Annotated in this window: 14 protein-coding genes; 6 read left to right on the top strand and 8 right to left on the bottom strand. The window is 61.2% G+C overall.

What is annotated here, in order from left to right:
* Positions 1 to 215: 215 nt before the first annotated feature.
* The 3 genes from PLL20_05030 to PLL20_05020 form a co-directional block, all read right to left on the bottom strand.
* A complete protein-coding gene (locus tag PLL20_05030) occupies positions 216 to 2309 on the bottom strand; it encodes a DUF362 domain-containing protein (GenBank protein HPD29335.1) in 2094 nt (697 codons plus the stop codon).
* 259 nt (positions 2310 to 2568) lie between these two features.
* The gene (locus tag PLL20_05025; GenBank protein HPD29334.1) at positions 2569 to 3957 is read right to left on the bottom strand and encodes an SMP-30/gluconolactonase/LRE family protein; all 1389 of its coding nucleotides are present in this window, start codon (positions 3955 to 3957) and stop codon (positions 2569 to 2571) included.
* 300 nt (positions 3958 to 4257) lie between these two features.
* Positions 4258 to 6753, bottom strand: a complete 2496-nt coding sequence (locus PLL20_05020) for an Ig domain-containing protein (protein HPD29333.1) — start codon at positions 6751 to 6753, stop codon at positions 4258 to 4260.
* Between the two features lie 877 nt (positions 6754 to 7630).
* Between PLL20_05020 and PLL20_05015 the strand changes: the two genes are divergently transcribed.
* The 6 genes from PLL20_05015 to PLL20_04990 all read left to right on the top strand — a co-directional run bounded on the left by PLL20_05015 (position 7631) and on the right by PLL20_04990 (position 15711).
* Entirely contained in the window at positions 7631 to 9286 is a 1656-nt protein-coding gene (locus PLL20_05015; protein ID HPD29332.1) for a hypothetical protein, read from the top strand.
* Positions 9287 to 9601: 315 nt separating this feature from the next.
* Complete coding sequence (locus PLL20_05010; GenBank protein HPD29331.1) at positions 9602 to 11506, top strand: hypothetical protein; 1905 nt, start codon at positions 9602 to 9604, stop codon at positions 11504 to 11506.
* A gap of 137 nt (positions 11507 to 11643) precedes the next feature.
* Complete coding sequence (locus tag PLL20_05005) at positions 11644 to 11955, top strand: type II toxin-antitoxin system HigB family toxin (protein HPD29330.1); 312 nt, start codon at positions 11644 to 11646, stop codon at positions 11953 to 11955.
* Positions 11956 to 11975: 20 nt separating this feature from the next.
* Positions 11976 to 12401, top strand: a complete 426-nt coding sequence (locus PLL20_05000; protein HPD29329.1) for a transcriptional regulator — start codon at positions 11976 to 11978, stop codon at positions 12399 to 12401.
* A 377-nt stretch (positions 12402 to 12778) separates the two neighbouring features.
* Positions 12779 to 14167, top strand: a complete 1389-nt coding sequence (locus PLL20_04995) for a sulfatase (GenBank protein HPD29328.1) — start codon at positions 12779 to 12781, stop codon at positions 14165 to 14167.
* A 326-nt stretch (positions 14168 to 14493) separates the two neighbouring features.
* Positions 14494 to 15711: a lactonase family protein gene (locus PLL20_04990; GenBank protein ID HPD29327.1), complete on the top strand. Its 1218-nt coding sequence runs from the start codon at positions 14494 to 14496 to the stop codon at positions 15709 to 15711.
* Positions 15712 to 15726: 15 nt separating this feature from the next.
* Here PLL20_04990 and rpoN read toward each other — a convergent pair whose 3' ends face one another.
* The 5 genes from rpoN to PLL20_04965 all read right to left on the bottom strand — a co-directional run bounded on the left by rpoN (position 15727) and on the right by PLL20_04965 (position 22534).
* The gene (rpoN, locus tag PLL20_04985) at positions 15727 to 17202 is read right to left on the bottom strand and encodes an RNA polymerase factor sigma-54 (protein ID HPD29326.1); all 1476 of its coding nucleotides are present in this window, start codon (positions 17200 to 17202) and stop codon (positions 15727 to 15729) included.
* Between the two features lie 349 nt (positions 17203 to 17551).
* Positions 17552 to 18835 carry a DUF1343 domain-containing protein gene (locus tag PLL20_04980; GenBank protein ID HPD29325.1) on the bottom strand — a complete coding sequence of 428 codons (1284 nt, stop codon included), beginning with the start codon at positions 18833 to 18835 and terminating at the stop codon, positions 17552 to 17554.
* Between the two features lie 56 nt (positions 18836 to 18891).
* Positions 18892 to 19986, bottom strand: a complete 1095-nt coding sequence (locus tag PLL20_04975; GenBank protein ID HPD29324.1) for a uroporphyrinogen decarboxylase family protein — start codon at positions 19984 to 19986, stop codon at positions 18892 to 18894.
* Entirely contained in the window at positions 19986 to 20990 is a 1005-nt protein-coding gene (locus PLL20_04970) for an N-acetylmuramoyl-L-alanine amidase (GenBank protein ID HPD29323.1), read from the bottom strand. Before PLL20_04970 ends, PLL20_04975 begins: the two co-directional genes overlap by 1 nt.
* 29 nt (positions 20991 to 21019) lie before the next feature.
* A complete protein-coding gene (locus tag PLL20_04965; protein HPD29322.1) occupies positions 21020 to 22534 on the bottom strand; it encodes a transglutaminase domain-containing protein in 1515 nt (504 codons plus the stop codon).
* Positions 22535 to 23299: the final 765 nt, after the last annotated feature.

Raw genomic sequence — 23299 nt, 5'->3', positions numbered from 1 at the left:
GTTAAGAGGAGGGCGAAGACCCGATGCGGAATAGGTCGGGTTTATGTTTCTGAAAAATCGCTGGAACACGCCCAGGCTGAGTGGTCAACGAGGCGGCGCTCCACGATCGGTTACCTGTTTCCCCAGGCAGCCGATTGTTCTTATGGCAGACACAACCCGGGGAAGGAGCAAGCGGTTGTCTTTGCTCTGGATCTGCCGGGAGCGACCGATGTGTCTTAATCGGCACAATCCCGCTCGGCCGGCACGTCAGCTCCGCTCAGACAGCCGCGGAAGATCTCGATGTCAACGGCATCGACATCGCCGTCGTGGTCCAGATCCGCACGGACGCAGATGCCGGAGACATTCGTTCCATTTCCACTGAGACAACCCTGTTCGGTGCCGAAGTCCGCCTGGTCGACGTCGTAGTCGGCGTCGAAGTCGCCCGGTTGGTACTCAACGGAGATCCGGAGGCTGCTGGTCTCGCGCTCGCCGTCGTTATCGATGACCGTCAACGACGCGAGATGGTCGCCAACGCTGGTGTATGTATGAGTGGCACTCGGTCCGGTTGCATCGACGGTTCCGTCAGTCTCGAAATCCCAATGATACTCGACGATGAAACCCGCCGGGTCGGTGTCATAGGATGCGGAGCCGTCGAAGTTCACGGTGAGCGGTGCTTTTCCGGACGTGGGATCGGCAGCGATCACCGCGACGGGGCAGCCGCCTTTGACCAGTTCGATGCCGTTGCCGGTGCCCAGGTTCCGGCTGTATTGGCGGTCCCGAGGGTTGTTCCAATGCTCATGGACGCCGAGACTGGCCATTCGCACGGTGGGGGTGGGATGATCGGGGTCGTAGAAGGTGCCTGAAAGTGGATTGTCGGCCAAGGCTCCTTCATGCAGGTAATCATCGGCCCCGGACATATGGGGGTAGTCGGTCCACTCGGCCCAAAGGAAGTCAAAGCAAACCGAATCGATGGCGATGGGATCCTGGGAGATGAACAGGCTGGAGGTCCAATCACCGTTGAAGGGATCGGTGTACCATTTGCGCGGGGCAACCTCGATCGGGTGCACACCCGCATAGAGGCCGTCGATGAGGTAGAGAAGGGCCTTGCCGCCGGTATGGGCGTGGCCCATGAGGTCGACCATGCATCTGTAGCGTCCCATGCCTGTGACATACTCGGGCAAGCTATCGTGCAAGTTGTAATAACCGCCTTCGGTCGGCAGTCGCAGGAAGCCGTAGTAGTTTTTTCCGCACAGTGTGACCCCTGCGGAAGTATGGCTTTTCAAGTTCGCCAAGTTGATGAAGTAGGCAGCCTCGGCATAAGGGGCCAGAATCTTGTCCTGCGTCACCCCGCTCGGGCGAGAGCTGAAATAGAAATTGACGGTCGACGCCTGCGGCTTGGTTCGGCCAAACTTGCCCAGATGATCGAGATACCGCACATTGGGGAACTCGTCGTGCAAGAGGTTGTAGTATTCGTTCGCGAACAGGCAGACCGGATCTCCTATCGAGATGTCCGCCTGGTTGACGCCGACGACATTCACGAGTTGGCGGAGCAGTGCCAGCATCATCTGCGGAGACGTGTTCATGTAATCCTGTTTGCTGACGAGATTGTAGGTATTGGGATCGACGCCGCCCCATCCGCCCATGTCGATAAAGCCGACAAAATTGACCTTGATGGCCACTTTCTCGCCCGGGGTGTATCCGACGTTGCCGCGACCGTGGGTCACGTTGAAATGACGGATCAGGGCGTCCCAAGCGGCCGTGTCGGAGGTCTGGCCGGTCAGGGAACGAATGGCTCGCGACATCATGGCGTCAACGACGGTCTGATTGGTGTGAGCTGGTTCCCACCAGTGGCCATAGCCCGGCCCCACCCAATCGGTCGCATCAGGATCATGGACCCAGACGACCCGACCGGGGAAGATGCCTTTGGCTTCGCCGATGGGAGCATTGGGCTCTGGATTGGCCGCCTCCGCAAACCGATCCGGCGTGTAATAAACCGCAATGACGCCTGCGACCGCAGCCACCGCGAAACAAGCGAGCGCGAGCTTAAGTTGTGCTCGCCCGAGCAGTGCGCGGGCCTTGCGATAAGCAAGTGCCGAGGTAATGGCGCCGACGATCCACAGAACGAAGCCCCCCGCCATCGGTGCGGCGATGCGCTGGCACGGATAGGTCGCCCGTAACGGCTTGGGCACGACGCGAGCGAGGAACCAGATCAAGGAGAGCAAGCCGGCGACCGGGAACAACCACTGCCAGCGAAGGTGTCTGGGACCTGCGGGCCGATGCGCGTTTGGGGGACAGGGAGATGCGGGCGGGCAGGCTCTCGGATCAGTCATGTGTCATTCCCTCGTGAGCTGGGTGTCGGTCCAAGCGTTCTGTGCGATCCGCGACGAATGAGCAAAGTATAGTAGAGTATTCTACCATGATTGCAGCCGGCCGCACTAGTGGGGTCGTACTTGCGTCATTTCGTCCGGCGCCTTGCGTCTCGAAGACCATGTGCCGCCTGCCGCGCGTGCCGTCCTGAAAAGCGGCACTTGATTTTGCACGGCGCCCCGACTCCGAGGCACTGTGGGAAGCGTCGAGACCGGTCTCAGATCATCCGGCGCAGTGGGGGTCTGAGTAGGCACCTGGTCCGCTGATGCAGCGTTGGAGGAGGCCGAAATCGGTCTGATCAACGTCCTGATCGGCGTCGATGTCGGCCAACTCGCAAGCTGTTATCGGCGGGCCGTTACCGCTGCCGGTCACGCACTCACGGAACAAGGCAACATCGTCCTGGTCGACACTCGTGTCGTCGTCAAGATCCCCGACCCGCAGTACTCTGACCGTAACCTGGTCAATAGCGGATCGGATCCCGTCGTAGGCCATCAACTGCAACACATATGTGCCGACGGTCGAGAACGTCGCCAGAGTGCGGGCTGCCGTGGGGGCCGACCAATCCACATCCCCCGGGCCGCTGACTTTCGACCATGCCACCGTGAGTGCTCCGGGGGGGTCGGGCAATCCATCATCGGTGACGCTGCCGTCGAGCCATGCGGTGGGGAATCGCGAGGTGGTTCGCAAATCGGGTCCCGCGTTGACGGCAGGCGGCTGATTATCTTCGGGCACGTTGTGCCAGCGTCCGCCGCGGACCTCCATGGCCAGACTGTACAGCTTGCCGTCGCAGGTGATATACAACGTGCGGCCGTCGGTGCCGCCGAAAGTCAGGTTGGTGACGAACTCGGGCACAGCGACCATATCGAGCTGCTGACCGTCGGGCGAGACGATCCAGAAACCGCCCCGGCCGGCAAAGTAGAGGTTGCCGAACTCGTCAATGGTCATACCGTCGGGGTCGTTCTGGTTGGGCGTCGAGGGGTTGAAAAACAACGAGCCGGCACCGACGCTGCCATCGGGATTGACGGGGTACGACCGCCACCACTTCCTGGAGCTGTCGGAAACGTAGAGGATGCTCCCGTCAAGCGAACCGATGATACCATTGCACAAGGGCATATCGGTAATCACGGCGGTTGTGGCGCCCGTGGAGGTGAGACGATAGACCTTGCTGGTCGTCTGAGCACCGAAGTCCGGAGTGGTGAAGTAGATGTCGCCTGCGGGCGTCTGGCACAAGTCGTTCGGGGCATTCCATACGGGGTTCTCGGCCAGGATGATGGGGTCTTCCGGGCCGTTGGGTCCGATTCGGAGGCTGAGAATGCGCCTGGCGCTGCCCTGGGCGCAGAGAAGGCGTCCATCGTTGGCGAGGTAGGTTCCGTTAATCCCACGAGTGTCACTCATCCAGAGCGCGCTCGTGTCCGGCGGAGTCAGGCGGAACAGCTCATTCGTGGACAACGCCGAGAAGTAAAGCTTTTCCGTGAACGTGTCCCAGGAGGGGCCTTCATAGAAGCGTGAATCACTGCGAACGGGAACCAGGGTGGCCCCCGGCGCGATCAGGCCGCCGGAGGCCGGGGTCCGGCCGACCGTGCCCAGCAGAACGACAAGGACTGCGAGCACAGCCGGCGGCTTTCCAGACCACCCGCCCAAGGACCGGCTTGGATGCATCGACAAACAACCTCAGAAAAAGCCTGACGGTGTCGGGGAGAACCACATGTTGCGCGGCTCCTGCACCCCGGACCTGCGATACTGATTATACCATCCGGCGACGTATTCTCCCGATTGTTTCGTCCACGAGCCCGTGTCAAGTCCGTGTCGGCTCACAAGGGTACCGGCAGGCGCTCGCCTGCTTGAGTCCCGCAGGCGTATGGTGGCCGCGTGGTCAGACCGGGTGCCGTGCCGCGGGCGACCGGCGGACGTCTACGGGCAACTGGTCGTCTCGCAGGTCGTCCCGACGCCCTGGGGAACCCCATCCAGGTTCCTGCATGTCCCCGGAAGGATCTCGACACACTTTCCCTCCGTCAGGCAGCACGCTTCCATCGAACACTGCGGATTCGCCGGGACTCCCGGGCCGCTGGCGCACTGCTCGAATACGAGCAGGTCGGCTTGATCGATGTCCACGCCATCGGCGTCGAGATCGGCGCACGTGCAGTCCGGATCATCGGGGGGCATCGGTATACCACCGTCCGAATCGGTGTAACAGAGCTGCATGAGGGCAAAGTCCCTCTGATCCACATCGGCGTCGCGGTCCAAGTCTCCGCGGACCGGACCGCAACAATTGCCGTTCACCGTGATCTCAAAGGTCTTGGTGGCGGTGGCGGACGCGCCGTCTTCCAGTTGCACAGTAAAGGCAAAGGTTCCCGCCGTATTCGGCTGACCGGAGATCAGCCCGTTGGGCGACAGCTTCAGGCCCGGAGGCAGATTCCCGGAAGCGACGGAGAACCTCAGCGGCTCAACGTAGCAGCCGATAAGCTGAAGGTTGTAGAGGCTGTCGCAAACCGCTGCCGGCAAGGGCGACTGGGTGACGATTCGCACGTCGGTCGGAACGACAGCCTCGGCGTAGAAGTCGACCATGTCATAAAAGTGGCTGAAGGGCAGCGTGGCAGTGGAGGACAGGGTGCTGTTGCGCAAGAGAATGTACTGCGGACAAGAGGCGGCCCCATTGAGATCCGTGGGCGAGAATTCGCCCGTCCGCTCGATCTCGACAAAGCCCTTGGTGGCACAGACGTCGCCGATGAGCGCGGTGCTGAAATCGATGATCTTCATCCAGGGCACCTGATACGACTGCAACAAGTCGAAGTTGAGCGCATCGGTGGGTTGTTCGAGGATGGAACGAGTAGCCGGGTTGGGGTTTCCGGCCTGCTTGGCCCAAGCCGTGTCCCCCCAGCACAACTCCATGATCTGGCTGCCGGCGTTGTCTTTCATCAGCGTCAGGTACCGCAATTTGAACCTCAACCCGGTGGCGCACGGCGACCAGTTGCGGATAGGTACAACGTGCCCCCAATACCCTTGTACACCCGTGCCGTTTTCGCCCCCAGGGTTAGCCCGGCCCCAGAAGTGAGTCCCGGAAGGAGTGAAGGCCCCGAGCGGGTCGGTGCCATGGGGAAGCGGCGGAGGTTCTGTGCCGGGATTGGTGTATCCCTCAACGGGGCCCCGCGTGGCGCCGTCCCGGCCCCAGTCGCGCAGATAATTCCTGTATCCCTCGGGCGGCGGAGGCGGGCGATCGCCCCAGCCACTGGGCGGGTCGTATCGAATACCCGTTTTGTCCCCGTGGTGTTGGGTGTTATACGGGGGGTCTTCGAAGTCGCTGTTGGGAATATCCCCCTCGAATTTGCCCATGAGGCTGCCCGTCGATGCCGTGGCCGAGAAAACCACTCCGTCAAAGAGGTTGTGCAGGTTGGTCAACCTGGAATCAGTTTTGAGTCTGATCTCCAGCACCACCACCTTGGGGTTTCCCGGGACACTGCCGCTGAGCTTGATCTTCCGCCAGTTGGTGAAGCATTGGTTCACTTCGTTTGCATCGTTGCGTGTCACGAAAAACGTAGTCTTCAGTTGCGTCAGCACCACGCGTTTCATGGGGACGTTCTCGTCGTACTGTTTGTCCTGGTTGGTTTCATACTGCGGCGTCCCCGGAAGGGTGGAGAAGTTGGTCACCTCGATGACATTGCCGGCATCATTCAGATTGGTGTTGGTGGCGCCGTTGGCATAGGTCTCTTTCCAAAGCAGGACCACCACTTTGCTGCCGACCGACGCGGTGCAGGGAGCCGAGGCATCGTCGTTAATGGCCATGGCCAGCTTGGTCTTGGCGTTGGCGACACCTGCGCCGCCACCTGCCGCGCTCACGTCGACCAGAACGTTGGCAGGGTCGCGGAGAACGCCGTCGGTGGAGAACTCATAGACACGGTTGACGCCGCCGGTGTCGATTTCGATGGTATCACCATCGGCCACGGTGTTCCCGATTCGCACGAATGCCGTGTCGTGGGGCATTTCTCCATCCAAGGCCCACCAGAGGATGTGCTCCTGCCTCGTCTCGTAGCCGGTGTACTGTGCCGAGTGGGCCACCTGAGCCCAAAGCTCGAGATCGTAGTTCACCCTGTCTGCCTCGGGATGCCAGTTCTTCACCTCGAGGGGCTGGCGGTAGAGCACGTGCCCTTGAAAGTCGGGCGTGGTACCCTTCAGGTAGGAAATGCCCCCGAAATAGCGGCCGTCGGGAGCTGTCAGCCCATGCCCGCACACGTCGGTTTCCGCCGGCGGGTCGTGATACCAGGTTTGGCCGGTGCCCCAGGTTTGGGCCCAGATGATCCAGCCGTTGTTTGTGCCGTCCTCGAAGCTGCCGTTGACCAGAGATTCCCCTGCCATGGATACCGCGGGCAACGCCAATAGCAGACCAGCCAGCGAGATAGGAATGGATCGCATCAGCATACCCTCCAGTGAGAGGTGATTGAGACAGGTCATGCGGCCCGGCCAGACGGCGTTACCGCAACGATTCAAGTCCGTGCCAGGATGAGAATCTGACTCACCACGAACAATGGGGTTCTGCGGCCGTGAACGAGCGCGCCCAACGTCGGTGCCCTACACAGCCGTTCATCCCGGCAGACATGCTGCCGTCAGGTTATTGCATTCTTGGGGAAAAAATCAAGCCTGGCATCCGAAAAACACTGCCGAGTTGACAGAAAACTGCTGGTGTTTTTGCCGGCAGATATCGAGGTTCGGGCGCTGGGGAGGTGAACACCCCATCCTGGCCGGACCTGACCGGAAATGATGAGCTATTCTGATCGCTACAGGGCAAGCGTCGTAACCTCTCCCGGCTACAACAACGACGGGTCTGCCAAGCTGCTGTCCCGCGCCGAGCCGCTGCCCGCGATGAGCACAACATGCGCTGCCTGGAAGAAGGACCGCGAGAAGCTTGACCACTCTTTGTCAACTCGATGGACCTTTTGCTCGTCATGCATCGGTCGACGCTATCGATGAGCCATCCGATCATGCGTCAAGCGAGGCTTGGAAACCATCACCTTTCGACTCCCGGATCTTCAGGGGGCACCGATGGGGAAAAGGCCCTCGTGCTGCCCGTCTCCTGGGCATAAGACCGAGTCTGCGGACCGTGGCGGCAAGAGGTTCACCAAGTGGCGGGGCAAGCTATCGGGGAAAAGAGCAGTCTATGATAAGAACATCTTGACCCGGGTGTTTGCGGACCGGTAGAATGCGCGCGTCATATCGGAAGCACGGCCGTATCGAGCGGACGGCGGACGGGATTGGAGAGAAGGCTTCTTAGTTCATTTCAGGAGGACTATGGATGCGCAAATCAATTCTTGTGACTGTATTCCCTGTGGTGCTGGGCCTGGTCAGCCATTGGGCAGCCGGGCAATGCGAGTTCGTTGCGACAAGCGTGACGCCGAATATTGCGGGCCGACACCTTAACCCGCCCTATTTGTATGTTGTCTTCAAAGCAAGTGCGACGGATCCGAGCATTCACGTGAACGACGGGGATCTGATGACCTTTGATACCGGGGCTCAGTTTGGCGGGCCGTACGTCTTCGAGTTCGACACGGACAATTCGGTGGCCCCCGGCAACATAGCGGTTCCTCTGACGGCCACCGACAACTTCACCAGCTCCCGGGCGCTGGTCGAGGTCGTGAAAGCGCATCCCTCTCTTCCGTTCTCGGCGCTGGTGGCACCTGTAGGTCCGGACGATCAATACGTAAGTTTTGTCTTCAAGAAGAACGAAGGTTACGGCGCGGGGGTATCAAGGACTCTTGCCGTCCCGGGAGCCATTACGGGCAGCGCTACCAGTTTTGCATATCAGACCTCCGGCAACGTGTGGTTCCAGATTGCGGGCAGCAATCTGCATCCCGGCAGCCCGCACATCGTGGCCAAGTTCGTCAGCCAGGCCGATCCCACCAAGGTCATCACCACCACGTCAACCATCAGAACGGCGGAGGTGTTGACCGTCAGGGCATCCTTGGGGCTGGGTGCCACTCCTTTTCCGGCGGGGGTCTACGATCTGGTCCTTTCGCGAGCCACCACTCCTGCCTGCCCCGACTTCGTGCTCCCCGGGGCTCTGACGATCGTCGATAACCTGCTCAGTGACCCGACGTTCCAGACGAACATCCTGGGCAACGCCGGGACGCTGATGTGGAACGTTGAGTACAACACCGCTTGGCTCCCTCTGGTCTGGCACCACAATAACGTCAACATCACCAATTCCTTCGCAGACGGCGTTTTCTATGAAGCCGTGAAACGCGGCGACAAGTTCCACCCCATGCAGCAGGAGAAGCCAACCAGAAAGGAAGCACCGCGGCAGGCTCCATTCCCCACGGGTCCATTGGAGAGCACGGCCGGGGACAACGAGTGGGCGACGCTGCGGTGGGATCCGGCCAACGGCATCGGAATCGGGCGGCATCAGTTCTGGCAGTACATCGACATCAATCTGTCGGAGACGTCGTTCGTCACGTTGTCGGGTGTCTGGCTCGGCGGCACCACCAGCCCCTCGACGCTGACGTACGGCATCGAGATCCGCGACGGCGACGAGAACGGCACCATTCTGGCCCAGACGCCGCCGCAACAGACCATCGACAGTTTCTATTGGACCCCTTTCTCGTACGTCATGACGCTGCCAGCCGGCCAGCGACGGGTGGCCTGCGTGATTTACGGGGATAACTCGGATGACGTCGACGCGGGGCTGCATATTGATGACCTGCTGTTGCGAGTCGGCGCGGAGTTCTGGCCCGACGTCGACGGAGACGGGGATATTGACCAGGCGGACTTCAGCAGCTTCCAGGCCTGCTACACGGGTGCGGGCGCGGGCGTTGTCGCCGCGGGCTGCGAGCGATTCGACAGGGAAGCAGACATGGATGTCGATGCGGCGGATTTCGAGGCCTTTGAGAGATGCGCGACGGGTCCAGGGATTCGGCTGACGCCTGTTGCTGTGGCCGCCGGGTGTGAACCGTAGAGATTCACTTCGGGCGACCTGGCAAGGATCGCCCACAAATGAACGATCTACGCGCGGGAGAACGTACGGTTCCCAGGTCAAGCGGGGCCAGGGATGTTCCTTGTTGCGCCTGGAGGAGTACAAGGCGGCAGATCGGTTCCGCGGGTCCGTGAACGCGGCCCGTACAGCCACTCAACCCGGTTGGACCATCGGCAAGCCGGTCTGGTAGTCTATGGGGCCAGTCGGAAGAAGGAGGGGCGAGATCGCGATTGAATCAGCCGGTGGGCTGATCACCGTTCGTTCAGCGTGCGTTTGCTGCGATCAGGAGGGTTGCTGATGAGAAGCCGTCTTCTGCCGCTGATCACCCTGATTCTGGCGAATCACGCAGGCGCCGAGACGCTGACCCTGCCGCTGGAGCAACGACCTGCGTGGTTGGCCCGTGAGGGCATCGTGATGGCCGGCAGTTGGGAGCCCCTGCTATTCCGCGTGCGCCGTGACGGCAGTGACGGTTACACACCGACGCCGCAGCAGGTGGCCGACTACCGGCGAGAACACAGTCCGGAAATGGTGGCGCGACTCAAGTCGCTTGGCGTCAACTTCGTCATGATGCATTCGTACAAGGCATTCGGCCGTGAGGCGGAGCGCGAGAGCATGCAGGACGCGGTCCGATTTGCCAAGCTCTGCCGCGAGGCCGGCCTGCGGGTCGGAGTCTACAACAACAGCGGCACGCTGGGTTGGGAGTTGCTCTTCAAGGAACTCCCCGAGGCGAAGGACTGGGCGGTTCTCGACGCCGCAGGCAAGCCGGTCACCTATGGACGGGCGACCTATCGATATTACTGGGACCGTAATCATCCGGCCGCCCAGGCATTCCACAAGGAGATCATCCGCTTCTCGGTGGAGCAGATTCAAGCCGACCTGCTTCACTTCGACAACTACATCATCGGGCCGGGCCACAATGCCAACTCGGTGAGCCGTTTTCGCAGCTACTTGAAGAGCCGATTCAAGCCTCAACAGCTTGAGGAGATGGGCATCACAGACCCTGACCGTGCGATGCCCCCGACCGGACCCGACGCAAACGGATTGCTTGGCCGGGCCTGGCTCGACTTCTCTTGTGGGTCGATGGCGGAGTCCTACCACGACCTGAGCCGCTATGCGCGCACTCTGCGGTCTGACGTACTCGTCGAGTGTAACCCTGGCGGACCCGGCAATCGCATCTCACCGCCGATCGATCACGGGCGGTTGCTGGTTGGCGGGGAGGCCTTCTGGGATGAAGGCCGCGAGCCGGGATACCGCGACGGGCAGCTCAACACCCGGATCCGCACCTACAAGCTGGCCCGCCGCATGAATAACATCGCCTTTGCCTATACGACCTCGCCGCTGGAGGCCGCCGAGGCGATGGCCTTCAACCTCGACTGCTTCGGCTGCATCTGCTGGTTCGAATACGGCCGTCTGGCCGCCAAGCCGGGCGTCGAGACCCCCGTGTCCCTGGAGTTGGCCCCATATATTCGCTTCTTCCGCGACCGCCGCGATCTCCTGCGTAATGCGGAGGTCGTCGCAGATGTGGCAATCCTGCGGAGCTTCCCTTCGCAGGTCTACGCTGAAGCGACACAGGCCCAGCTCACCGCGCAGGCCGAGCAATTCCTCATCGAAAACCGGGTTCCCTTCCAGATCATCTACGACGATCATCTGAGCGAGTTGTCGCGATACCGCGCCTTGGTCCTGGCCGGCTGCGTGGCCATGTCGGACGCCCAGATCGAGCAGGTTCGCAGCTTCGCGGCCGGCGGTGGACGCGTGCTGCTGGTCGGGGATGCGGCGACCCATGATGAGTGGCTGATGCCCCGCAGGGCGCCCGGCCTCCAGGATCTGCCGGAAGCTCAATTGGTGCGGATCCAGAAGATCGCTGAAATGGGGGACGCGGTCAGTACGCTGTTGCAGGCATCACCCTCATTGGCCGTGGAGGGGCCTCACGGACTGTGTGCCGAGCTGACCGAGCGGCCCGGCCGTCGCCTGGTGCACCTGGTCAATTACCGCACCGACACACCGGCCCGCAACGTCACCGTGACCGTCCAGCTCCCGGAAGGCAAGCAGGTCAAGAACGTCCGCCTGGCCCGCCCTGAGCACGATAAAGACGCAGACCTGGAGATTCGACAACAAGGAAGGGTCATAACCTGTGTTGTTCCTGTCATCGACGTGTACGGGATCGTCGTCGTGACCCGGGATACACCGGGTGCACCACGATGAGTGCCCTCGACTGCAGCTCCCGCGGCTGTGCGGTCTGCGACTGCGCTTTCCTTTACTGGAGCCCGTCCCCAGGATGCCGATACACATTATGCACGCAATCGGGTTGACTTTTCCTGGCCAGGGTACATAATGTACTCATGAGACGCGTGATCAGCATTCGGCGACTGCGGGAGTTCTGGAAAGAGCACCCGGATGCCGAGACGCCGCTTCGGGAGTGGTACAAGATTGCTCGAAAGGCCCAATGGCACAGCCTCCAGGACGTCCGCAAGACCTACCCGAAAGCTGACGCCGTGACAGCGGGCAGCGGAGCAACGATGACGGTGTTCAACATCGGAGGCAACAAGTTCCGGCTGATCACGAGCATCTGGTATCCCGGTCAGCAGATCTATATCAAGATGGTGTTGACCCATGCCGAGCACAGCAAGGACAAGTGGAAGAAGCAACTGTGATCGCCGTGGAGGATGACGATATGCCTCGAACTACAATATCTCGATCTCCCCGCAAGCTGCCGGGCCGGTTTGAAGACCTGGTGGCGTTGCTGGCCCCTCGGGCCATCCGTGATGAGATCGATTACGAAAGCATGATTGAGATGCTCGACCGCCTTACCTCCCTGCCCCGCCTGACAAAGGGGCAGGAGCAGTATTTCGAGACGCTTTCCGTTTTGGTCGAAGCCTACGAGAATGACCATCACGCCATCGAGGTGGCTGACCTGCCCCCGATCCAGGTGCTCAAGCATCTGCTCGACAGCAGCGATATGAACGCCTCCCAGTTGGGCGAGCTGCTGGGGAATCGCTCACTCGGATCCAAGATTCTGCGCGGCCAAAGGGAACTCAGCAAGAACCACATTCGTTTGTTGGCCGAGCGGTTCAACGTTGACCCCGGTCTTTTCATCTGACTTGTCGGGTGCCCCACGTGCTTCATCCAGGCAGGAGAGCGATCATCGGTTCACCAAACAAACTGGCAGTCCGTTCTTCCGAACAGAAGACGACGGGTGGCCTATTCCCGCCGCGGCGGGGGCAAGGTCGCGATGATCGAATGCCGCACGGCCCGGCCCTCGGGTAAGTCGGACGGCTACGCCTCCAACAGCCATGCAGCTCGGTGAATACCGATGTCTGCTCAGGGTGCCGACCTGCCCCAAGCCTCCTTGACACGCCCGTGAGAGCGGACGACGATGACCGAGGGGCGGATATCTGGAGCGAATGTGTCAAGAGCCGAGAATTCGAGCCCGGTTTGGCCATCGAATCTTCGATTGGCCCGCACAGGAGACCGTCAATGACAACTGCCGACAGAGCATCGACCATCTGGCTGACCGCATTGAGTGTCGTCATGCCCGTTGCCGCAACTCAGGCTGCCCAAGCCGAGCCCGCCGGCAAGGCCGTGAAGCGGCCGAACATCGTGCTGATCGTCTCAGACGATCAGGGATACAACGATATCGGCATTCAGGGCTGCGAGGACATCCCGACTCCGAACATGGACGCTTTTGCTCGTGGGGGCGTCCGGTTCACGAACGGATACGTCTCGTGTCCGGTGTGCGCCCCGACGCGGGCCGGCCTGATGACCGGCCGTTACCAGCAGCGGTTCGGGTTCGAGTTCAACCCCGGACCTGAGGGCCAGGCGTCCGATCGTTTCGGTTTGCCGTTGTCTGAAAAGACGATTGCCGAGCGCCTCAAGCCCGCCGGCTATGTCACCGGGATGGTCGGCAAGTGGCACCTGGGCTTCAAGGACGACATGCAGCCGCCGCAGCGCGGTTTCGACGAGTTTTTCGGCTTCCTGGCCGGTGCTCATCAATACCTTTCCCGCGACGGAGGAGCTGCTGCTCCAATCTTACGTGGCCAGGAGCAGGTCGATGAGAAGGAATACCTCACCGATGCCTTCAAGCGGGAGGCGCTGGCGTTCATCGATCGGCACAAGAACGAGACCTTCTTCCTCTACGTGCCGTTCAACGCCGTTCACGCGCCGCTGCAGGCCACGGACAAGTATCTGAAGCGATTGGACGGCATCAGCGACGAGACTCGTCGGATTCACGCGGCGATGGTCTCGGCCTTGGACGACGCCGTCGGCGAAATCATGACCAAGCTGCGAGACAGCGGCGTCGAAGAGAATACCCTGGTATTCTACCTGAGCGACAACGGCGGCCCGACCCGACAGACCACATCCAGCAACAAACCGTTGCGGGGATTCAAGGGCGATGTCTTCGAGGGCGGCATACGCGTGCCGTTCATGGTGAGTTGGAAGGGCCGTCTGCCCGCGGGCAAAGTTTATGACCATCCGGTCATCTCGCTGGACATCCACCCGACCATTCTGGCCGCGGCCGGGGTGGAGCCTGCCGCCGACGCCAGGCTCGATGGCGTCAATCTGCTCCCCTACCTCAAGGGCGAAAAGACGGAGCGCCCGCACGAAACCCTCTTCTGGCGATTCGGCAATCAATGGGCGGTCCGCAGCGGCGACTGGAAACTGCTGAAGGCGGGCAAGGACCAGAGTCCGATGCTCTTCAATCTCAAGGATGACGTCAGCGAACAGAGTGACCTCGCCGCCAAGGAGCCAGAACGGGTCAGCACCCTCCGTGGCGTCTACGAGGAATGGAATAGGCAGTTGGCGTCGCCGAAATGGGAGAGCGGACGCAGACGCGCGGGAGCACAGAGCCGACCCAGAAACAGGTAATCTCGGAGAGCGCTGTGCGCACCTGAAATCAGTCCCTTCCGTCGCGACGGGTGTAGGTTTTTCGCGCATGTTGCGTGGTGAGAATCCACGGCAGACCGTCTTTTTACCGGCCGCAACCAAAGCGCACGGGAAGACAGAAACATACGCGCAACGTGCGTATTAGTTACGACGGAAAAGACCATCAAAAAAACGCTCTTGCCAATCCCACTGGGCGGCGTGAAACCCTTGCGGTGGCGAAACGTTCATTTGGAATGCCGCGTCGCTTTGCTGTTCCGTCCCATTCGGGATATTATCGCCCTCGCATCTTCCGAAATGTGAGGTCGATCATGTTAAGCACACGATCTGTATTGACGCAGCTCATTATCGTGCCCCTTCACGTGTTGTCTGCCATGGGCGAAACCGGCGGAGTTGCCTCAGCTACAACTGCACCGGAGAACAGCACAAACCTGCCCGACGCGAAAAGCTACTGGGTCTATGTCGGCACATACACCTCGCCCGCCACCGGCAGCAAGGGTATCTACCTGCTCGAACTCGACATGCGATCCGGTGAGATCAAGCCTATGGGCCTGGCCGCAGAGGTGGCCAGCCCGTCCTTCCTGGCGCTGCACCCAAACCGCCGCTTTCTGTATGCCGTCGGCGAGTTGAATGAGTTTCAGGGCAAGAAGGCCGGCGCAGTCAGCGCCTTTGCCATCGATGCCCGGACCGGCAAGCTGACATTGCTGAACCAGCAACCCTCCGGCGGCCAGGGACCCTGCCACGTCACCGTCGATCCCACCGGCAAGTGCGTGCTGACCGCCAACTATACCACCGGGACCGTGGCCTCGTTGCCGATCGACAACGAGGGCCGACTGGGTGAACCGACCTCAATCATCCAGCACATCGGATCCGGCCCCAACGCCAAGCGTCAACAAAGCCCTCACGCACATTCGATCAACCTGGACCGGGCCGGGCGGTTCGCATTCGCCGCTGATTTGGGGGCAGACAAGGTCTTCGTCTACCGGTTCACGGCAAATGAAGGATCGCTGGTCGCCAACGATCCGCCCTTTGCTCAAATCGCGCCGGGCTCCGGACCGCGACACTTTACGTTCCACCCGACAGGTCGCTTTGCCTATGTGATCAACGAATTGGCCTCGACGATCACCGCTTTCTCATATGACGCCGAGCGAGGGGTCCTCAAGGAGCTGCAGACGATCCCGACGCTGCCCGAAGGCTTCGCCGGCGAGAATTTCACGGCCGACATCCACGTCCATCCCAACGGCAGATTTCTCTATGGGTCGAATCGGGGTCATGACAGCATCGCTATCTTCGCAATCGACTCCGATAACGGCCGATTGTCCGCCGTAGGCCACGAACCCACGCACGGGAACTGGCCGCGCAACTTCGCCGTCGACTCTTCGGGCAGGTGGCTCCTGGCGGCCAACCAGAAATCGAACAACGTCGTCGAATTCGCGATCAATCCGCAGACGGGCTTGCTCGCGCCGACGGGTCGCGTGCTGGCAACACCGTCGCCGGTATGCCTCATGTGCGTCAGGGCGTTTCCATGATTGAAAGAGCCGCGATCAGAACTGTTTTCGCTGACGTGCCGTGGGAATACGGAGTTGCTGACGATACTTGGCGATGGTTCTGCGAGACACGGTGATTCCCTCCGCCTGAAGCTTGGCCGCGATGGCGTCGTCGCTAAGGGGCTGGTTCTTGTCTTCTTTGTCGACGATTTCTTTGACGCGGGCGCGCACGCTGTCCCAACTCGTCTCCTCACCGGTCTGTGTCTCGATGCCGCCGGTGAAGAAACACCTTAAGGGAAAGATGCCACGGGGCGTCTGCATGTATTTGTCGGCCACGGTGCGGCTGATGGTCGAAGGATCGCACCCGAGTTTCTCGGCCAGATCGCTCATCCGCATGACTTTGAGCCCCGCCGGCCCCATCTCGAAGAAATCCTTCTGGCGATCAACAATCTCCTCAGACACCTCCTGCAAGCGGTTTCGACGATACTGAATCGCATCGATCAAAGCCCCGGCCGATTCGAGGTTCTTGCGAATGAAATCCCGCGTGTCTTTGTCGTTGTTCTGGTCCGCCAGCATACGGCGGTAGGTCTCGGAGATTCGGAGTTTCGGACTGTTACCTCTGGCGAGCCGCACGCGGTAGCCGCCGGTTTCTTCGGAGTAGTCCACGATGACGTCGGGCGTGATGGGCGGAACGTCGCGATCGACGACGAGCGCGCCGGGCCGAGGGTAAAGCCGCCCAAGGTTTCGCACCGCCTGCTTGATATCTTCGATACTTCGGCCGGTGGCCTTGGCAACCTCCGGATATCTGTTCTTTTCGATGTCGGTCAGATGCCGTTCGACCAGGATGCGTTCGAGTTCGTGGTTGCCTTCCAGATTGTCCAGTTGCAGCAAGAGACACTCGCGCAGGTCCCTCGCCGCGATGCCCGGCGGATCGAGGGTCTGGACCCAGCTCAGGGCCTCGGCCATGTCGGCCGGTGAAAAAGGCGGCACATGCTGCTCGGCGATTTGCTCCAGCGGCGTTCTGAGATATCCGTCTTCGTCGATGTAGTTGATGATCAGTTCGCCCGCCTGCTTCAGGTGATCGCTGAGCTCGACGAAAGCCCATTGCTGGCGAAGGTACTCGTTGAGCGAGATACCCCGGCTGGCCGTATTGGCCATCGCATCCATTTTGGCGTCGCGTTCGCCATCGCCATGCCCGGCCCGGCGTCCGAACGGTCGGTCGCTGTCGTCGAAATCGTACTCCCGGGAAAGCCGCTCCAGATGCTCGAAGCCCTTCGCTTCGTGCCTCTGCTCAGCGTCAACTGGGGTGCTCCCCTCGCTGGACGGCTCGACGGGGGGTTGGCCGTCGAGGTCCCCTGGCGGAGCCAGATCGACCTCCTCCAGCGCGGGATTGCGCTCCATCTCTTCCTGGATCTTCGCCTCCAGCGCCAAGATCGGAAGCTGGAGGATGTTCATCGACTGGATGAGCTGGGGAGTAAGCCGCTGCTCCTGCCGAAGACCCAAAGACAGACTTTGCGACATAAACTGCGACATCGACAGATATTATACCCGATAGATGGCCGGGTCGCAGCATGCGACCGCACGGTCGATCCGACTGGCGGGCGACCGCCAGCACCCGGCTTGCGGCGGCGATGACGGCCGAGGCACGGCCAGAAGCATTGCTCAGACACGCGCCAGCGCGTTTTGGGCAGGTCCAGACGTACTGGGGCAAGCCATCAGTGGCAACCCGCCCCGGTGCAAGCCGGCGTTGGCAGTTGCGCTGAGACTCCTGGGGGCGTCGTGTGACGGTCGAGTGGGCGGTGCCTTGCGTGCCTGCAACGGCGCACCACGTAGCGAAAAGCAGGGGGCGCGACGGCAGGACCCTGGGCGAAACCGGAGGGCTTCATCTGTAGATTAAGTACTTCGCCCGCTGCTTCATGAATGAATCGCGGCCGGAGTTCCAGTACTTCACGATCTCATCAGCAGACTTGCCCTCCAGGAACATCTTGCGGATCCGGTCGGTTCCGCAGACTTTGTCGAACATGCCGTCCCGCTTGCCACCGAACAGTTGGACCTGCGGATAGAGCTTGCGGACCGCGTCCATGACATGGAACTGAATCGCTGTGAGGTCCACCGAGTCGCGGTCGGTGATGTAGATCTGGACGCCGCCGCAGGCCTTGCCCTTAACATGATCCATGTAGTACGGTGTGAAGTAGGTCGGCCGGAACTGCACACCAGGAAGCTTGCGGCGAGTCAACTCATCGGCAAAGGCCTCGGCATTCTCCACGAACGGTCCGCCGGCCAACTCAAACGGCAGCGTGTAACCGACGCCCTCGCTGACGACTTGCAACTCGCCCATAATGCCCGTCGCGGCATAGAACATCGACGTATCCGCGCGCGGAACGTGCGGCGAGGTGGGGACCCACAACAAACCCGTCTGGTCGAACCACATGTCGCGTCGCCAGCCTTTGAGCGGGACGACCGTCAGGTCGCACTTGATGCCTCCCGCCAGCCAGCCCTCGCCGTTGATCATTTTCGCCAGTTCACCGCAGGTCATGCCGTAGATGTATGGAATAGGGAAGTACCCCACGTGGGATTTGTACTTGAGATCGAGGGGGCGTCCTTCGATGCGATTGCCGGTCAGGGGATTAGGGCGATCGAGAACGACGAAGCCAACCCCGTTTTCGGCCGCTGCTTCCATTGCATCGGCCATGGAACTGACGTAGGTGTATGATCGACAACCGATATCCTGAACGTCATAGACAAGGGCGTCGATACCTTTGAGCATCTGCGTGGTCGGCTTTGGGGTTTTGCCGTAAAGCGAGTAGACGGGCAGACCGGTAGCGGGGTCGTTCGAGTCGTTGATCTTATCGCCCGCGTGGACGTTGCCGCGGACGCCGTGTTCAAGCCCAAACAGGGCAACCAACTTTACCTTGCCGGACTTATGCAGCACTTCGATGGTGCTGCGCAGGTCGCGGGTGACGCCGGTCGGATTGGTGATCAGCCCGACGCGTTTGCCGGCCAGGAGGGAAAAGTCGTCGGCAATCAGAACGTCGACGCCGTTTTGAACGGCCGCGTCTTTTGCGGCTGCAGGTGCGGCGGCGGCCCATGAGGGAACGAATCCGACGCACAGGAGAACGTCCAGAAACAATGTCGAGATTGGAAACACTCTCCGGTACTGATGCATGGCTGAACACTCCATAAGATCTCTACAGGCCTCAACCGACGACCCGGCGACCGTCATCACGACATCCGGCCGTTGAACCGATGAACCGTCTCGACCATGGCCAGGAAGTTGTCGGCAGGCACGTAGTTCGTGACGGAGTTGCCGGAACCGCAGGCGTATCCCCCTCCGGGCGAACATCGTTCGAGGATCTCGCCTGTACGCCGACAGACGACCTCGCGCGGAGCCCGACTCAACAGATCAACATCCAGGCCGCCCAGGACGGCCACTCGATCGCCCCACCGCCCCTTGAATTCCTCGACGGGCACAATCGCGTCCTCGAAACTGTGTTTGCCGTCGATGCCCACGTACTCGATCAGATCGGGCATGACCGACTCGACGTATCCGCAACTGTGGAGGAGGAAAAACCGGCCCGTTCGGTGGGCCAGTTCCGCGAAACGGCGGTGCCACGGCAGGATGTACTCTCGCAGGTGATCGGGACTGATCAATGTGGCGGTTTTGAAACCCATGTCGTCGCCCAGCCACAGAGCAAACACCTCGGGCATGGTGCAGAAACGCTCGAAAGCGGCCAGCAACAGCGATCCGACGCGATCGACCACCTCTTTCACCAAATCGGGCTCCTCATGGAGCATGATCATGAAATGCTCGAGTCCCATGAGGGTGCCGGCCCATTCGAGCACGCCGCCTGAGAAACCGATGGCCTCCATGCCTTCGGGCAGACAAGCGATGGCCGCCTCTGCCTGCTCGAAACCGAACGAATCGGGGCTCGGCCAGGGATATCTTTCGATGTCCCGGCGGGTCTGGATCAGGCCCTGCTGCTCGTTGACCCACTGTCTGCCGACCACCGCGGCGGGCGCCCCTTCAGACGCTTGTCCGTAATCGACCGTGAACGGGATGTTCACTCGCACCCTGTAGTAGTCATACCCGAGCCGCCACCATAATCGCACCCTCTGTTCGGCCCAGGCCCGCAATCGAGACTTTTCGCCGTCGGCAGGCGGCGGCAGGAGAGAACCGGCGTTCAACTCCGCAAGCACTTCCTCCGCGATGGCCAACTCAAACAGCGGGATCCGGTCGGGACAGCCTCGGCGCAGAACGGTCTTCAGTCGCTCCACATCGGGCTGGGGTTCGGGCAAATGAGCCAGCGGATCATCCATTACCAAGTCGTTCCTCTTTCGCGACGAGCCCCCTCGACCACCCGGTCCCAGTCGAACGCCGGACCGGGATCGATCTTTTCCTTGGTGACGTGCATGTGACCCAGCAGTCCCGACCACGCGGCAAGTTCCTGCTCGGAGAAGACCTCAGTTCGCACGCGGCCGTCATTGCCGCGAGGGTAATCGAGCCTCAGTCGCGGGAAGATGCGGTTCAGCGCCGCAGTCAGCTTGATCAGAGCGTCATACTGCTCGCAGGTGAAGTCGTATTGCATCAGGTCGCGGCCGTTGATGTTGCCGGTGACCACTTCCTTTCTGGCCGCTCGTCCCATGAACCAGGGCGTCCGGACCCGACGTTCTTTCACCCACTTGGGGGGTGACACGTACGGCCAGCCAAACAAGTCCTTGGCATACCACTCGTCGAGCGTCTTCATGTCGCCGTAGGCTCCGATATGAGCGATCTCGACACCGAGGGAGCGGTCGTTGGCCGTGCCGGCGTGCCAAGCCCGCTCCTTGAGATCCAGCGTCTGGTAGACGGTCCCGTCAATATCGAGCAAGAAATGGACGGACAGGCCGCGGAGGTCGTGCAGGACCTTGAAACAGCGAGCCGATGTCCCGCATGCGTCGTAGTGAATCACGAACTGATCGACCACCCGTCGGGCTTCATCGAGGCTCCATCCGCGGTCCTTTATACGCTCCTCGACGTCCTTGGGCAGGTTCCGCCGGGTTCCGTAGCGGTTGGGATCCAGCGGAGCGGCCGGCGTGTGCGGCATGATCAGTTCGGGTTCAAAATGGCGCCGGCAGCGGTAAGCATCGTATCCGCCCGGGTCCATCCAGAGGACAACAGGAGTACCGGTGTGAAAGAACCGGCCGGCGGCAACGATTTCGTCGCCGCACCGCATCAGCGGATCGCCGGGGCGCTGGCCGTATCTGGTCGGCGAACACCCGCACAACCCCGATAGGACAACGATCGCAAACGCGGCAAACAATGCTCGGAGGTTTCCTGTCATGATAGAGCCTCCCGCACAGCGCTCGTCACTCAGTCATCAACCGGCTGTAGATCGAAGCTGAAATCCCAGTCCCACTCATCATAATAGAGGTTGCGGCCGTCGATTTCGACTTCACCCCGCTGAAAATCGGCGGGCTCGCTTCGCAAGCTGTGCTTGGGCGGATCGAGCTGCCAGCCATAGTCCAGATTCACGATCATCCGGTAGGAATCCATATGGCCGAAGAAGAAGTCGCGTATCCTCGGGTCATCCGACTTCTTGAGGCCATAGGAAGCGTCGGCCGGGAGCCAGCCCCACGGCTCCACGTAGAACTCGGCCCAGTCGTGCATGTTCCATTCGAGCGGTTGCGTTTCCCAGCCGGACTGCCATCGAGCGGGTATGCCGACTGAGCGACACATGGCGATGAACAACATGGCGTGGATGCCGCAGTCGCCCCGCCAGGTGGCCAGCCCTTTACGCGTGCAACTGGGGATGATCGAGTACTCCTCCTCCGCGCAGTACTTCATCCTGGTGTTGATGTAGTAGAAGATCTTCCGAGCCTGTGCCAGGGGATTGGTCTCGTCGCCGACGGCCTGTTTCACGGCCTCGCGCAGCTCGGGTGTAAACACGACGTGCGGGGGCCGTTCTTCCAGACAAGCCTTACCCCAGTCGTCCGGCAGGGGTCGAGCGGCGGCATCGTCCAGCTTCGGGCAGAACGCATAGCAGACATACTCGAACTCTTCCTCGAAGACCACCGGCTGGGCCGGATCGCTGATCTTCTGTTCCAGGTACACGGTCCGCTGGGCAGCACCGGTGAGGATCTGATTACCCTCGGCATTGGGTGCAAGCTTGCACTCCGTCGGCGCGGTGCGGATCAGCCGCACCTGCTTCTGCTGGCGGTATTCCTGGGGGAACGGCAGCCAGCATCGCACCAGGGAGCCGGACCTGGCGCCAGGGCGATTGGGGGCGACGGTGAGCTTGTACCGGATGCGTTGCCGGATGGGTAGCACCTCGGTCTTGCCTGATGCGTCGGCCGCGGCCAGCGCCTTGCGGATGTGCTCGATCATCTGCTGCTCGGCCTGTGCCTTCTTGTCCGGTGCAGGAGCGGCCTGCGTTGCGGCATGCGCATCACGACGCTGCCTGGCTTCTTCGCAGAAACGGAAGATGTTCGACGGTTCGCGGATGAAATAGCACGGCCGGCCGTCTAAAACGCGGTATTGAACCTCGCCGGCCGCCCGCCACCGCTCGACGTCGGCCGCGGTTACATCGGGGATGGGCGAGCGGAGCCGCTCGACGAGCGCCGGCAATTCCAGGCGGTAGTCGCGTCGAATCCGGCGGATGATTTCCAGGGCGTCGGCGGCGGCTTGGCTGCGACGTGGATCATCGATCTTCTGTTCGGCCTGCAAGAGGTTCTCGGCCTCACGCAGACGACCGTCGGCGACCAACTGCCGCACGCGAACCATGATGGGCTCATCAGAGGTGAACAACTGTGCGGCCCCCGACAGAGGACCGGCATCCGTTTGTCCGGCGGCGGCCAGTGCACTCAATAGCATCGACATCCAGATCATTGTTGTTCCTCATCTACGACCGACGTTTCCCGTCAACCATTCCACTCAGAGTACATCCCAAGACAGTGGCTTCATCCTCAGACAATGAGCACATCCTAAGAGAGTGTGGGTTCCGCTTCCAGCCCGCCGCTCAGTCCGAAATCCGTTCCGGGGCCCGGGCCCGGAAAGGATTCCGGGCCGAGCGGCTGGTCCCAGATTCCTATCTGGGACCCTTCTGGTGACGATTCCCATCGTCATTCATATGTGAATGCGGAAGGGATTCCGCGAGGAGTGCGGCCCGGAAAGGATTCCGGGCCGAGCGGATTCATTTGGAGGCGCATGCCCACGCAAAGCCGTGGGCATGGCACCCGGCGGAAAGGATTTGGGGTCGAGCGGTTTGGAGGTGTGGTCGGACATGAGTCAAAACGGCGCGCAGAACACGCCCTACCGTGGTGCGGCAGGTCGGCGCCCTGCTTTGTCGATGCGACTTGGCGGGGCTCTGACCTGCCCTACCTGCTTGCCTGGGGGCAAGGATGGGCCGACGGGGGCGTCGGCCCTACCCCCCGCAGCCTACGCATGGCCGTGGGGATGGCGCCCGGCAACGTCGGCGATTTCAGGCGGTCGTTTTGAAAAGAAGATTCGCTGGTCCCAGATTCCTATCTGGGACCCTTCTGGTGACGATTCCCATCGTCATTCATATGTGAATGCGGAAGGGATTCCGCAAAGAGTTTGGCCCGGAAAGGATTCCGGGCCGAGCGGCTGGTCCCAGATTCCTATCTGGGACCC

The organism is Phycisphaerae bacterium (genome assembly GCA_035384605.1).
Classification (GTDB): domain Bacteria; phylum Planctomycetota; class Phycisphaerae; order UBA1845; family PWPN01; genus JAUCQB01.
Note: the sequence above shows the minus strand (reverse complement) of the source record. Positions and strands in the feature narration are given on the sequence as shown.